11 protein-coding genes and 1 rRNA gene are annotated in these 13,898 nt (G+C 42.9%); 5 read left to right on the plus strand and 7 right to left on the minus strand.

Features of this window, described 5'->3' with window-relative positions; genetic code table 11:
* Positions 1-11 precede the first annotated feature (11 nt).
* Positions 12-123: ribosomal RNA gene (rrf, locus tag ACILP5_RS01340) — 5S ribosomal RNA — on the plus strand.
* 189 nt (positions 124-312) lie between these two features.
* Here the strand turns inward: rrf and ACILP5_RS01345 are convergent.
* Genes ACILP5_RS01345 through ACILP5_RS01360 form a run of 4 tightly spaced genes read right to left on the minus strand, consistent with a single transcriptional unit; the run spans position 313 to position 6,177 of the window.
* Entirely contained in the window at positions 313-729 is a 417-nt protein-coding gene (locus ACILP5_RS01345) for a Fur family transcriptional regulator (protein ID WP_395616850.1), read from the minus strand.
* Positions 730-2,538, minus strand: coding sequence for an ABC transporter ATP-binding protein (locus ACILP5_RS01350; RefSeq protein WP_395616851.1), 1,809 nt, complete (start codon positions 2,536-2,538; stop codon positions 730-732).
* A gap of 1 nt (position 2,539) precedes the next feature.
* Positions 2,540-3,553 carry a hypothetical protein gene (locus ACILP5_RS01355; RefSeq protein WP_395616852.1) on the minus strand — a complete coding sequence of 338 codons (1,014 nt, stop codon included), beginning with the start codon at positions 3,551-3,553 and terminating at the stop codon, positions 2,540-2,542.
* Entirely contained in the window at positions 3,553-6,177 is a 2,625-nt protein-coding gene (locus tag ACILP5_RS01360; protein WP_395616853.1) for a valine--tRNA ligase, read from the minus strand. The genes ACILP5_RS01355 and ACILP5_RS01360 overlap by 1 nt, the downstream gene beginning before the upstream one ends.
* Positions 6,178-6,274: 97 nt before the next feature.
* Between ACILP5_RS01360 and ACILP5_RS01365 the strand changes: the two genes are divergently transcribed.
* Entirely contained in the window at positions 6,275-6,712 is a 438-nt protein-coding gene (locus ACILP5_RS01365; RefSeq protein WP_395616970.1) for a sterol desaturase family protein, read from the plus strand.
* Position 6,713: 1 nt separating this feature from the next.
* Here ACILP5_RS01365 and ACILP5_RS01370 read toward each other — a convergent pair whose 3' ends face one another.
* From ACILP5_RS01370 to ACILP5_RS01380, 3 genes are read right to left on the minus strand one after another with little or no spacing between them, the layout of a single operon-like run.
* Positions 6,714-7,964 carry a sulfate adenylyltransferase subunit 1 gene (locus ACILP5_RS01370; RefSeq protein WP_395616854.1) on the minus strand — a complete coding sequence of 417 codons (1,251 nt, stop codon included), beginning with the start codon at positions 7,962-7,964 and terminating at the stop codon, positions 6,714-6,716.
* A gap of 21 nt (positions 7,965-7,985) precedes the next feature.
* Positions 7,986-8,900 carry a sulfate adenylyltransferase subunit CysD gene (gene cysD / locus ACILP5_RS01375; RefSeq protein ID WP_395616855.1) on the minus strand — a complete coding sequence of 305 codons (915 nt, stop codon included), beginning with the start codon at positions 8,898-8,900 and terminating at the stop codon, positions 7,986-7,988.
* Positions 8,901-8,903: 3 nt separating this feature from the next.
* Positions 8,904-9,596: a phosphoadenylyl-sulfate reductase gene (locus ACILP5_RS01380; protein ID WP_395616856.1), complete on the minus strand. Its 693-nt coding sequence runs from the start codon at positions 9,594-9,596 to the stop codon at positions 8,904-8,906.
* Positions 9,597-9,681: 85 nt separating this feature from the next.
* Between ACILP5_RS01380 and ACILP5_RS01385 the strand changes: the two genes are divergently transcribed.
* The 3 genes from ACILP5_RS01385 to ACILP5_RS01395 all read left to right on the plus strand — a co-directional run bounded on the left by ACILP5_RS01385 (position 9,682) and on the right by ACILP5_RS01395 (position 13,897).
* A complete protein-coding gene (locus ACILP5_RS01385; protein ID WP_395616857.1) occupies positions 9,682-10,377 on the plus strand; it encodes a helix-turn-helix domain-containing protein in 696 nt (231 codons plus the stop codon).
* On the plus strand, positions 10,374-11,738 hold the full coding sequence (locus ACILP5_RS01390) for a hypothetical protein (protein ID WP_395616858.1): 1,365 nt from the start codon (positions 10,374-10,376) through the stop codon (positions 11,736-11,738). The genes ACILP5_RS01385 and ACILP5_RS01390 overlap by 4 nt, the downstream gene beginning before the upstream one ends.
* Before the next feature lie 197 nt (positions 11,739-11,935).
* Positions 11,936-13,897: a KUP/HAK/KT family potassium transporter gene (locus ACILP5_RS01395; RefSeq protein ID WP_395616859.1), complete on the plus strand. Its 1,962-nt coding sequence runs from the start codon at positions 11,936-11,938 to the stop codon at positions 13,895-13,897.
* Position 13,898: the final 1 nt, after the last annotated feature.

Raw genomic sequence — 13,898 nt, forward strand, 5'->3', positions numbered from 1 at the left:
CTTGTAAAAAGTATGGAGCCGATAGGACGGGTGTTCACCTCTTCCCATCTCGAACAGAGAAGTTAAGCCCCGCACCGCTGATGATACTGGGATCAAACCCGGGAAAGTAAGTAAGCTCCAAGTTATTTAAAAACAACCGCCTCCTAGGAGAGCGGTTTTTTTTTGCATAACAGTAATCAGTAGTCAGTAATCAGTAGTCAGTAAACAGGGAATAGAGTAGAGATTAGAGAGTATAGAGTAAAGATAGGACTACCAGACACTGACTACCGACTACTGGTTACTGACTACTGACTACTGATTACTGGATACCGACTACCGACAACTGTCACACACCCCCTGAATCAACAAATTACTTTCCTGCTTTACAAATCCAGCAGGAAGAACAATCGTTGGAATGTGTACAGTCTCCAGGCAAGTAGTTTGACCACATTTATGGCACTTAAAATGTACGTGGTCGTGCTGGTGATTGTGATCACCTTGATGACACAATTCTTTACATAAGGCGTATTTTACTCCTCCGTTATCATCTAAAACTTTGTGAAGTAATCCTGATGAAAGGAAAGTCTTGAGTGTGCGGTAAATGGTTACGCGGTCATATTGAGAACTTAGTTTTTGTTCGATATCTCCCTGACTTAAGGCAAAATCAACGGCTTGAAAAGAAGACAATACGTCGATTCTGCAAGGGGTTGATCGTAGATCAAAATCAGTAAGAGAATAGTTTGAACTCATTTAGCCTAAGTGTTCAGTTTGTAATTTGACCATGTTTTGGTAAATGCCGGATTTCTTCTTCATTAAAACTTCGTGTGAGCCAGACTCCACAATCTTGCCTTCTTCCATCACAATGATTAAATCAGCAGAACGAATGGTGGATAATCGGTGTGCGATGATCAAACTCGTTCTGTTTTTCATTAGTTCTTCTAGAGCTGATTGAACCCACTTTTCTGATTCTGAATCAAGGGCACTGGTCGCTTCGTCCAATAATAAGAACTTGGGATTTTTAAGAATGGCACGAGCGATGGCGATGCGCTGTCTTTGGCCACCTGATAATTTTACGCCCCGTTCACCTACCATGGTATCCCATTTCTCCGGGAAGGATTCGACGAATTCTTTGGCGTAGGCTAATTCAGCAGCGGATTCTATTTCTTCTTTAGTAGCTCCGGGTTTACCATAGGCAATATTTTCGCGGATGGTACCACCAAATAAAAGTACTTCTTGTGGTACAAGGGCGACCATTTTACGCCATTCGGTGATGTCGATGTCTGCGATGGTACGATCCCCTAAGGATATGGATCCTGCATTTGGTTCGTAGAAACGCATGAATAGTTGCGCTAAGGTCGATTTACCTGTTCCGGAAGTACCTACGATGGCTACTTTTTGGCCGGGTTCAATGGTAAAGTTGATTCCTTTAATGATTTGAACTGATGGACGGGAGGGGTAGGAGAACTCGAGATCTTGTACTTTTATTTGCCCGAAGGAGACCGCAGATGTAGAGGAATCATGTGTTAAATCAATTTCTGAAGGATCACCTAAAATTTCAAGAATGCGATCAGATGCCCCTATGGTCTTCTGTAATTGGGCATAAATATCGCCTAAACCACCCACGGAACCTCCAATGAACGCCGTATAGAAAATGAAGGTTAATAGATCTGCTAAGATTAAATCACCTTGAGCGACTAAAGCGGCGCCATACCAAACGACTCCCACGATGCCACCGAATAAGGCGAAGATCACAAAACTGACAAATCCGCCGCGTAGCGTAGCTGCTTTTAGAGCCTCTCCTAGTACTTTATTTAAGGAAGTGGTATAGCGATCTACCTCGTATTTTTCGTTTGTGAAAGCTTTGACTGCTTGAATAGAGGTCAATGTTTCTTCGACGATAATGTTGGTATTAGCGAGTTCGTCCTGGGCTTTTTTGGAAATCTTCCGAATGAACTTGCCGAAGACGATTGCTGAAATTACCAAGACCGGGAAGGTGGCTAACATGAACAAAGTCAGCTTCCAGGAGATGTAGGTAATCAATGCCACACCACCAACAAGGGTGAAAACCTGGCGGAAGAATTCAGCTAGGGTAATCGATAAAACGTCTTGCAATTGTGTAATATCTGACGTAATGCGGCTCATCAATTCTCCTACGCGTCTTTTCTCGAAATGGAAAATGGGAAGGGTGATGATTTTAGCGTATAAAGTCTGACGCACATCACGCATGGCTTTCTCTGAGACTTGCGCAAATGTATAGATGCGGAAGAAAGAGAGGATGGCTTGCACGATTAAAACCGCGAAAAAGAACAGGGTAACTTCGTTGATTTTGTAAGTCGATTTGCCCTCGATGACCTTCGTCATCTCACCTATCAATAAAGGGAAACTTAGGGTTGTTAGGTTAGAAAGCAATAAGAACGCCATTCCTACTATGAAGGTCCACTTGTAAGGAATCACAAAGCGGAATATTTTCACAGCCTTGGTTAAGCCTTGTTTACTGACTTTGACAGCATCTTTTGGATCTACTCCTCCGCCTATATCACCGTGTTGTTTTTTTGCCATCTTATTGTTTGTCTGCTTCGCCGCGGTAGCCTGAATCGAGAAATAATCGATTTGCCTCCGGGTCGGTCACTATCTTTGCTAAGGTTGTTTTAGGCTTTTGTTTCCAATAGGAATCCACAATTCGCCAGCCTAACCAGCGACCGATGCCGCCTGGGCAGGCGGGACCGATTTCAGTGGTTTTTGGTCGATCGTCCAGGTATTTTGCCTTAATCGTTTTGTCAGTACTGAATAACAATTTGCGATCGATAAAATGTTCCCAAACTTCTTTTTGGAAGGCATTCGTCTCCGCAATTTCCTGCTGCGTATAACCAAAAATGAGACTATCTGGTACGCTAGGCAAAATCGTTTTCGCAAAAACGTAACCTTTCCCATACCAAATCATATCGCTTAATAAACTCGCATCATTCTCCGTTTGTTTGATTAAAAAAGCAGAATATTGTAAGATGACTTGTGCGACCAAAGCTTTAGGTTCCAAACGGCGCATTTGGTATGCATATACATTAGGTGCCTTGTATAGACCGCGAGACCCCATAAAGTAGTCCAAACCCACGATGATCAAGGAGTCAGAAACGACCAAATTTTGAGCCGTAAATTCTCCTCCACCTACACCGCCAAATCCAGAAAAAACCGTTCTAATCTTAGGTGTTTTTACACCTGGAAACTCTTGTTGAATCTTGGTAAAAGCCTGCTTCAATTCTTTTTCCAAGGCATCACCCCCGAAAAAACCAGCCTCCTGGCTTTGGTCATAGAACTTTCGCAAGGCCGGGTTTGCATACAGTCGAAACAAATCCTGCGCTAAATAGGGAGTCTTTGAAGGACTTGCACCGAAATAGCCAACACTGATCTCGGGGTGCTTCGATAATAAAGCTGCCATTTCAGTCTCCGATTTTGCAGCTGCCATATCCCGATCGATTCTTTGGAAATCCCATTGAATCTCTGGTGCACTTCTCTCCGACTTTTCTGAAGAACAAGAGAAAAGAGCCAACCCGACGAAAAAGGCATATAGAAACTTCATTATCCTAAACGAGCTAGTAATTCTTGCAGCGACTGAATCTTCGTTTCTGCATCGGCTAATTTCTGTCTTTCGCGCTCCACTAAATCTGCTTTCGCGTTCGCCACGAATTTCTCGTTCGCTAATTTTGCTTCGACTGATTTTTTGAATCCTAACAGATACACTAATTCTTTCTCCGACTCCGCTTTCACGACAGCTGGATCTTCATCATCCGCCAGAGGGACGAAGAATTGATCTGCTTTCACCACGAAGGTTTGCGCATCAGCTACCGCATCAGACACAAAAGTGATGGATTCTAAATTCGCTAGCTTTATCATAATCGCCTCTACAGGCGCATAGGCTGCTTTATTTTCGGCTTTGATATTTAGCGATAAAGCTAATTTAGGTGATAATTGTTTCGAATTACGGATTTCACGAACTTTCGTTACTACTTCGAAAACTACATCGAATTGAGCGATTAATGAAGCGTTCACGACACCCGCTCTAGGGAATTCTGCCTTACAGATCGACTCTCCCTTCGCACGCTCATCGATTACCTGCCAGATTTCTTCCGTAATAAATGGCATATATGGATGCATCAATCGCATTAGGGAATCGAATAAAGCTAATGCATCTTGTAAGGTGTCCACGTGAATCGGGCTTTGATAGGCTGGCTTGATGATCTCAAGGTATTTACCGCAGAAATCATCCCATACTAATTCATAAATGCTTAATAAGGCATCTGAAATTCTGAATTTACTGAAATGATCTTGAACGTCGATAATGGTTTGGTTTAACTTTGACTCAAACCAAGCCGTCGCTAACACGTGTTCTGGTAAGGAGGCACCTGGAACTACTTCTAAACCGCGCAATAAACGGAACGCATTCCAAATTTTATTTGAGAAGTTACGTCCTTGTTCGCACAACTTTTCATCGAACAATAAGTCGTTTCCAGCTGGAGCGGAGAACAATAAACCAGAGCGGACGCCATCAGCGCCGAATCGCTCGATTAATTCCAAAGGATCAGGCGAGTTGCCTAGCGATTTGGACATCTTACGACCTTGCTTATCGCGAACAATACCTGTTAAATACACATTCTTGAACGGCAATTCATCTCTCCATTCGTAACCCGCCATGATCATGCGAGCTACCCAGAAGAATAAAATATCGGGTCCCGTGACTAAGTCGTTTGTAGGGTAATAGTACTTGATATCTTCATTATCAGGGTTTTCGATGCCATCAAAAACAGAGATAGGCCATAACCAAGACGAAAACCAGGTATCCAAAACATCTGGATCTTGTGTCAAATCATCCTCTACTAAGGCATAAAGCTGGTATTTGTCTCTGGCGATGCGAAGAGCCTCTTTTTTATCTTTCGCTACAATCAGCGTGCCGTCTTCTAAATAGAAGGCAGGGATTTGTTGGCCCCACCATAATTGACGGGAAATACACCAATCTCTCACGTTTTCCATCCAAGAACGGTAGGTGTTCTTAAATTTCGCCGGATGCAATTGGATGTTATCATTCATTACGTTGTCTAGCGCAGGTTTCGCCATCTCCTCCATTTTCATGAACCATTGTAAAGACAATTTCGGTTCGATCACCGCACCCGTTCTTTCAGAAGTTCCCACGGTCGATTTGTATTCGTCTGTTTTAGTCAAATACCCTTCCTCGGTTAATTGCTTCACAATGCGTTTGCGTGCTTCGAAGCGATCAACGCCCACGAATAATACCGCTTTTTCATTTAACGTTCCATCGTCATTCAAGATGTCGATAACGGGTAACTTATGTTTTAGACCTAATTCGTAGTCATTCAAATCGTGAGCAGGTGTCACCTTTAAGCAACCCGTTCCAAAATCCAAGCTCACATATTCATCTGGAATAATGCTGATTTCGCGGTCGATTAACGGGATACGAACTTTTTTGCCGTGTAAATGTGTGTAGCGTTCATCCGCTGGATTCACACAAATCGCGGCATCCGCCATAATGCTTTCTGGACGCGTCGTGGCTATTGTTACTGAACCGCTGCCATCTACCAGGGGATATTGGATGTGGAATAATTTGGCCTGAACATCCTTATAAATCACTTCTTCGTCTGATACAGCCGTTTTTCCTTGCGGATCCCAGTTCACCATTCGCACTCCGCGGTAGATTAAACCTTTGTTGTATAAACGAACAAACGTATCGATAACCGCTTGATATAGAGAAGGCTCCATGGTGAATCGGGTACGATCCCAATCACATGAGGCGCCTATTTTTTTCAATTGATCGAGAATGATTCCGCCGTATTTATCCTTCCATTCGAAGGCATATTTCAGGAATTCCTCGCGAGTAATATCGGCCTTAGCTATGCCTTTTTCTTTCAGCATCGCGACTACTTTTGCTTCTGTGGCAATCGACGCGTGGTCCGTTCCTGGAACCCAGCAAGCTTCTTTGCCCTCCATACGCGCCTTCCGAATCAAGACATCTTGAATCGTATTGTTCAGCATATGGCCCATATGTAGCACCCCAGTGACGTTAGGAGGAGGTATAACAATCGTATATGCCTCTTTCTCTGGGTTCGGTTTCGAAGCGAAAAGCTTGTTTTCTAACCAGTAAGCATACCATTTTTGCTCAATTTCCTGCGGGGCGTAATTCTTATCTATCATATGTGTTCTATAAGCCTACAAAGATAATTGATTTAGGCCAAAGGTGAGGGTGGTTTTTAAAACAATTCGCCGTAATTTTGGTTCAAATAACGTTATGATGGTAGTCGGAATTTTACTTTGGTTAGGGACTTTTTTAGGAATGGAAGGCGTGGCTTGGTTCACCCATAAATACATTATGCACGGCATTATGTGGAATTGGCACGAGTCACACCATGTACATCACAAGAATAAACTAGAGAAAAACGACCTGTTTTCGGTTGTTTTTGGAATCTCCTCTACTTTAACCATCATTGTGGGAGCTGAAATTCCAGCGTATTGGCCGCTTTTTTGGATTGGATTAGGCATCGCAACCTACGGTATTTTCTATTTTATTTTTCACGATATCATTGTGCACCGCCGAATCAAGATTAAATACAAGGCGGGATCAGCCTACATGAAGCGCATTATGAAAGCGCATTATGTGCACCATGAGGTGCATACAAAAAAAGGCGCAGAGGCTTTTGGCTTCCTCTACGCCCCTAAAAAATACCAATAGTTTATTTCACGAAACCGACTCCTACCGTTGAATTTGAGAATTCATCGATCAGGATAAAGGCTCCATTGGCCGGATTTGCCGCATATTGATCGGCAGCAATCGGCTGTGCCGTGCGCAAGGCAATGGTACCAATTTCGTTAAGTTGCAAACTCGAGACACCTTCTGTAGCTGTTTGAGTCGCCACGTCTAGGCGTTCGGTGATTTGCGAAATTTTCGCCTTCGTTGTATTAATTCCGTGTTGCAATAAATACGTTTTACCGGGAGTCAATGCCGTGTGATCTAACCAGCAAACTTGCGCTGAAAAATCTTTTAATTGTGGAGCCTGATCTTCTGAAGCTAATACAAGCGTATTTCCACGAGAGATATCCACATCTGTCGTCAAGGTAATAGTCACAGAATCCCCTGCGATAGCCTGCGATAGTTTGTTGTCAAATTTCTCAATCGTCGCAATCTTACTCTCTTGACCCGTAGGCAAGACGCGAATGCTGTCGCCCACTTTGAAGGCGCCTGAGCTGATTTTTCCTGCATAACCCCTGTAATCGTGATAAGCTTCAGTCATCGGTCTCACGACAAATTGAACCTGGAAACGAGCTAACGCCTGCGCTAGAGTAGAGGCGTATTCGAAGGCCTCTAATTCGCCTAAGAGTGTATTGCCGCTAAACCAAGGCATTTCGCTGGCCTTTTGGGTGATGTTTTGGCCGTACAAAGAAGAAATAGGCAAGAAGCTGATTTCTTGTCCTTCGAAAGTCGTTTGAGCGACTAACTCGGATAGACTTTCTTTGATGGCATTAAATGTCGATTCCTGGTATTGTACCAGGTCCATCTTGTTTACACAGATGATCACTTTCGGGATGCGTAGCATCGCGGCGATCGACAAGTGTCGTGCCGTTTGTTCAACCACACCTTGGCGGGCATCCACTAGGATTAAGGAAACCTTCGCGTTCGAGGCACCCGTCACCATGTTACGCGTGTATTCCACGTGACCCGGAGTATCCGCAATGATGTATTTGCGGGTAGGTGTGGAGAAATAAATGTGCGCCACATCGATGGTGATTCCTTGCTCGCGTTCGGCGATCAAGCCATCGGTTAAAAGGGATAGGTCTAAAAAGTCTAAGCCCTTGCGTTTAGAGGCACTTTCGAGGGCCTCAATTTTATCTTTGGTAATCGAATTAGTCTCGTATAACAAGCGGCCGATTAAGGTGCTTTTTCCATCATCAACGGAACCTGCGGTAGCTATGCGTAAAATATCCATGTGTTCTTGTCTCTGATTGAATTAAAAATAACCTTGTTGCTTTCTCTTTTCCATGGCCGCCTCTGAACGTTTGTCGTCAATACGCGCCCCTCTTTCGGATATTTCGGCAGAAAGAATCTCTTCGATGATGACATCGATATCGGTAGCATCTGAAGAAACCGCCGCTGTACAGGTCATATCACCCACTGTTCTAAAGCGTACGGTAGCCTCGAAAGGAATCTCATCTGCCTCCTTATTCAGGTATTCAGAATCTGCCCAAAGCATTCCATCCCGCTCAATCACCTGGCGTTGATGTGAATAATAGATGCTCGGAATCTCCATTTTTTCTTCTTTGATGTAGTTCCAAACATCCAGTTCCGTCCAGTTCGAGATCGGGAAAACACGTACGTTTTCACCTACTGCGATGCGGCCGTTGAGCATATCAAATAATTCAGGTCTTTGGCGTTTCGCATCCCATTGTCCAAAATCATCGCGCACCGAAAAAATCCGCTCCTTCGCTCTCGCCTTCTCCTCATCGCGTCTCGCTCCTCCGATACAGGCATCAAATTTGAATTCCTCGATGGTATCTAATAAAGTAACCGTTTGCAATACATTGCGTGAAGCATATTTACCAGACTCCTCTTTCGCTTTTCCTTGGTTGATGGAATCCTGCACATAGCGCACGATTAATTCTGCACCCGTTTCTTTCGCTAACCAATCTCTAAATTCAATCGTCTCAGGAAAATTGTGTCCCGTGTCGATGTGCACTAAAGGAAAGGGGATTTTACCTGGGAAGAAAGCCTTTTGGGCTAAACGAACAAGGGTAATTGAATCCTTTCCTCCCGAGAAAAGTAGGGCAGGGCGTTCAAATTGTGCCGCTACTTCGCGAAGAATATAAATGGATTCATCCTCTAGCTGGCGAGGAAAATGACCGATTTTGTCTTGTATTGTCTGCATATCTTAGGCGTGTAAACCACATTCTTTTTGTGAATTCTCCCACCACCAACGTCCTGCACGCGGATGTTCACCCTCCGAAATCGCCCGCGTACACGGCGCGCATCCGATAGAAATGAACCCTTTTTTGTGCAAGGGGTTTTGGGGAATCTTGTGATCCGTTAAGTATTTTTCTAAAGTGCTAAAATCCCAATCAATCAGTGGATTGATCTTGAATAATTGACGGCTCTCATCCCATTCGAGGATAGGCATGTCCGCTCTGTTTTCTGATTGTTCGGAGCGTAATCCGGTGATCCAAACCTTCGCTCCTTGTAGTGCACGCGATAAAGGCTCCATTTTTCGAACAAAACAGCACTCTTTTCGGTTCTCTACTGAAGTATAGAAGGAGTTAAACCCTTTTTCGGCCACAAGTTTTTCAACGGCAGGTGTAGAAGGGAAAAAGGTTTGAATGGAGATACCATATTTTTTTATCGTTAAATCCATCAACTCGTAGGACTCTTGGAATTGACGACCGGTATCGAGGGTAAAGATTTCGATGTTCGATTTTGTGCTCGCTATGGCCTGCGTTATCGCTTGATCTTCTTGCCCGAAAGAGCTAGAAAAGACGATTTTTTCTCCCGCAAAATAGTCAGCAATGAACTGAATGCGTTCCGGGAGGTTTCTAGAAAGGAGCTCTTTTTCGAGGTTTGCGGGTGCCATAAAGCGATATTTACACAAAGGTACACATTGTCTATTGAATAACTATACTAATAAATAAAAAAATAATTAGCTATCTTCGAGTGTCATGCGAATTGGTTCAGAAATTTTATTGGATTTGCCTTCTGGAGACGAAGAAGAAAGCTTGTTAGATGTTCGCAATCTAAAGAATCTAGTGCGTCACGGTGAAGGTCTACGACTGGAATTCAAGATGAAGGTGAAATTTCCGGAGAAGATCGTGAAGGAATTAGTCGCTTTTGCAAATACGGAAGGCGGCCACCTCTTTGTAGGGGTTAGCGATGCGGGGGTAATTGAGGGAGTAAAGTTCGCTGAAGAAGAGCAATTCTTATTAGAGCGTGCGATCTCCAACTATTGTTTTCCTGCTTTTACGTATCGGACCTATCGAATTCGCTTAGATAATGGTCGGGAAGTTTTGGTCTACCAAATATATGAAAGCGTGGATAAACCCCACTTTGTCCAACTCGAAACGGTTCCGCATCCCATTTGCTATGTTCGGGCGAAAGATCGCACCATACAAGCGAGTAAGGAAATGAAGCAAATTCTGAGGAGAGAGAATGAGGAAGGGCTTTCTTTTGCCTATGGAGAGATAGAACGCTGGTTAATGGAATATTTGCGGGCAAATCAACAAATTTCCCTTTCTGAATTTGCCCTAAAATGTAATTTGCCCATTTGGTTAGCATCTCGTAAATTAGTGTTGCTCGTTTTAAGTAGAGTACTGAAAATCGAACCAGGTGAAAACCAAGATCAATATTCCTTGCAATGAAAAAATGGATCGTATTGTTAGCTGCTTTACCCTTTGCCTGTACGAAAGAGGCAAATGATCCAGCCATTACACCTGCGCCACAAACAACGGCTATCTCTTCTTTTGATCTGTTACAAGACAAATTATTGACGCCCAGTTGCGCTACTTCGGGATGCCACTTATCTAATAAAGATGCCGGTTTTGCTCAGCACGGTTTAGTGCTCGCGAAAGGTAGTTCCTACGCAAATTTAGTGGGAGTTGCCTCCGTTAATCCGGTTGCACTTAAGAATTCCATCTTGCGCGTTAAAAAATTTGCCTCCATTGAAAGTTTATTATTTCACAAATTAAATTGGGACATTAGTCATCATGGATTAGCTAATTATGGTGCGCCAATGCCTTTAGGAGGTAAGCCGCTAAGTAAAGGAGCCTTAGCATTTGTCCAAAGATGGATTGATGCCGGCGCACCTTCCACCGGTGTAGTTGCTGATGCTAGTTTGCTAGATGATACAACGCCAAGTTTTGTGGAGGATGCGAATTTCGCTCCATTGGCCTCACCAGCGGAGGAGGGTAAAACAGGAGTCCAATTAAAAGTCGACCGTTTTGTGGTACCGCCTAATTTTGAAAGAGAACTTTTTGTTCGTCGGCCACTTAATAACGCTGCACCCATCTATGTTAACCGCATAAAATTGAAATCTAGGGCTAATAGCCACCACATGGTGCTGTATGACTTTAGATCAAAGACTTCCTTACCGGCACTGAATGAAGTTCGTGATTTAAGGAATTTAAACAACTCCTTGAATCTGACGACGGTGATTCAAATGTCAAATCATATTTTTTTAGGTGGAGGCACCGATCCTAATTCGGATTACACATTTCCTGCCGGTATGGCGCTTGAACTCCCAAGTAATGCCTCCATTGATTTGAATCCACATTATTTTAACAAGACTAAAGATAATTTGTACGGGGAAAATTATGTAAACCTCTACACAGTACCTGCCAATCAGGTGAAGCAGGTCGTACAAATGATTGATTTTAATGCGACTGGTTTCAATTTACCTGCGAATAAAACAACCACCATCACACGCGATTTTAAATTTGATAAGCCTGTGGCAGTAGTTTCGTTGACTTCTCATTACCACGCAAGAGGAAAATTATTCCAAATTAAAATTAAAGGTGGCGCTCGTGATGGAGAAGTTATTTATGAAAATACGGATTGGGAACACCCGAAAGTCATTAATTACGATACTCCAATCCTGTTGCAAGCTGGGGAGGGTTTAACCTCTGTTGCAACCTATGTAAATGATACGAATAAAGATATTGGATTTGGTCTGACCTCAGAAGATGAAATGAATATCATTTTTGGGTATTATTATGAGCGTTAATTCGCACGCAGTCAGCGTTTTCGCGAAAAGTTTTCTAAAGCTATTTGATATCTAAAACATTGAACTATATTTGCGTCCGTTTCTTGGAATATTTCAAGAAAACAGATAGAAATAGTACAATTTTAAGCATTTTTTGCATTTAATTAGTAACCAAAACAAAGCCGTTTGATAAGACTTTTACTCCCTAGAGATTAATAATGGAACACAAACACAAAAGTAAAGCCACTGCTGCCGGTTTATTAGTAGCAATGGGAATCATTTACGGGGACATTGGAACTTCTCCTTTGTATGTAATGCAGTCAATCATCGGAGATAATCCAATCAATTCATTAACTGTTTTAGGTGGTTTATCTTGTATTTTTTGGACGTTGACCTTGCAAACGACCTTAAAATATGTGATTTTAATTTTACGTGCAGATAATAAGGGTGAAGGCGGGATCTTTGCCCTTTTTGCGTTAGTTAGACGCCATGCGAAGTGGTTGACTTTTCCTGCCATCATCGGTGGAGCGACGCTTTTAGCAGATGGTATTATTACACCACCCATTTCGGTTTCCTCTGCCATTGAAGGATTAAAGATGTTGCATCACGCGGACGGAACACCCTTTGTGACGGATACGGTACCTATTGTGATTGTTATTTTGACAGTACTTTTCATCTTCCAAATCTTTGGAACGAAAGTAGTAGGGAAGCTTTTTGGACCAATCATGCTCGTTTGGTTTTCGATGTTAGCCTTGACTGGACTGATTTGGATCGGCCAAGATTGGTCTATATTTAGAGCTCTTTCACCGATGTATGCTTGGGAGCTGTTGACTACTCATCAATCAGGAACGGCCGGATTCTGGACCCTTGGAGCGGTATTTTTGTGTACAACAGGAGCTGAGGCTTTGTATTCTGACTTAGGTCACTGTGGAAAAGAGAATATTAGAGTTAGCTGGATTTTTGTAAAGATTGCTTTGGTTTTGCAGTATTTTGGACAAGGAGCTTGGTTGTTAGCTCATCAAGGAGATTTGTTAGGTGTACGCAAACCTATCTTTGAGTTGTTGCCTCGCGAATTCTTATTTACCGGGATTATGATTGCGACGGCGGCAGCGGTTATCGCTTCTCAAGCTTTAATCTCAGGTTCTTTCACTTTGATTTCAGAGGCGATTCGGTTGAACTTATGGCCTCGCGTTCGTTTGGTTTATCCATCGGATCAAAAAGGCCAGTTATATGTTCCCTCCATCAATATTTTATTATGGATGGGTTGTGTGGGTGTAGTTCTTTGGTTTAAAGAATCCGCTAATATGGAAGCGGCGTACGGACTTGCCATCACGATGACCATGTTAATGACGACTTCCTTGATGGCCTATTATTTACATATGCGAAAAATAGACATGTGGTGGATAGTCTTATTCCTTGTCGTTTATATTTCTCTAGAAGTCTCCTTCTTAGTAGCGAACTTACAGAAGTTCTGGCATGGAGGTTATGTTTCCTTGTTTATTGCTGGGGTCATTATTTTGATTATGTGGATATGGTTCAGAGCAACGCGCATTAAAAAGAAATTAACCGAATACGAGAAGTTATCTGATTATATCGAGCCATTAAAAGAGTTAAGTAAGGACGAAACGATTCCGAAATATGCGACGCACTTAGTCTTCATGTCGAATGCGGGGCGTGTTTCCGATATTGAATCCAAGATTATCTATTCCATTTTCCAAAGACGTCCCAAGCGCGCCGACATCTACTGGTTCGTACACGTAGATACCTTGGATGATCCGTATGCAATGGAATATAAAGTGACCGTGATCGAACCGGATGATATCATCAAGGTGAACTTTAAATTAGGTTTTAAAGTGGAGCAACGCATTAACTTGTACTTCCGTAAGGTGGTAGAGGAAATGGTGGCACGTGGAGAGGTGGATATTACGTCACGTTACAAGTCCCTGAACGAGCAAAATGTGATCGGTGATTTCCGTTTCGTGGTGTTGGAGAAATTCCTTTCATTTGACAATGAATTACCGTTGTTAGATCGAATGGTGATGAAGGCTTATTTCTTCGTGAAGCAGTTTACGCATTCGGAGGACAAGTACTTTGGCCTTGATTCTGATGCAGTAAAATTAGAGAAAGTGCCTATGATCATTAAGCCGATCACGAAATGTAATTTGAAACGCATCGACTAAT

The sequence above is a fragment of the Aquirufa sp. genome, assembly GCF_044239315.1.
Classification (GTDB): domain Bacteria; phylum Bacteroidota; class Bacteroidia; order Cytophagales; family Spirosomataceae; genus Aquirufa.

Coding starts and splice junctions, on each gene's coding strand:
- ACILP5_RS01355 (WP_395616852.1), bottom strand. CDS start 3,553: ATGAAGTTTCTATATGCCTTTTTCGTCGGGTTGGCTCTTTTCTCTTGT.
- ACILP5_RS01350 (WP_395616851.1), bottom strand. CDS start 2,538: ATGGCAAAAAAACAACACGGTGATATAGGCGGAGGAGTAGATCCAAAA.
- ACILP5_RS01395 (WP_395616859.1), top strand. CDS start 11,936: ATGGAACACAAACACAAAAGTAAAGCCACTGCTGCCGGTTTATTAGTA.
- ACILP5_RS01370 (WP_395616854.1), bottom strand. CDS start 7,964: ATGGATATTTTACGCATAGCTACCGCAGGTTCCGTTGATGATGGAAAA.
- ACILP5_RS01380 (WP_395616856.1), bottom strand. CDS start 9,596: ATGGCACCCGCAAACCTCGAAAAAGAGCTCCTTTCTAGAAACCTCCCG.
- ACILP5_RS01345 (WP_395616850.1), bottom strand. CDS start 729: ATGAGTTCAAACTATTCTCTTACTGATTTTGATCTACGATCAACCCCT.
- cysD (WP_395616855.1), bottom strand. CDS start 8,900: ATGCAGACAATACAAGACAAAATCGGTCATTTTCCTCGCCAGCTAGAG.
- ACILP5_RS01365 (WP_395616970.1), top strand. CDS start 6,275: ATGGTAGTCGGAATTTTACTTTGGTTAGGGACTTTTTTAGGAATGGAA.
- ACILP5_RS01360 (WP_395616853.1), bottom strand. CDS start 6,177: ATGATAGATAAGAATTACGCCCCGCAGGAAATTGAGCAAAAATGGTAT.
- ACILP5_RS01390 (WP_395616858.1), top strand. CDS start 10,374: ATGAAAAAATGGATCGTATTGTTAGCTGCTTTACCCTTTGCCTGTACG.
- ACILP5_RS01385 (WP_395616857.1), top strand. CDS start 9,682: ATGCGAATTGGTTCAGAAATTTTATTGGATTTGCCTTCTGGAGACGAA.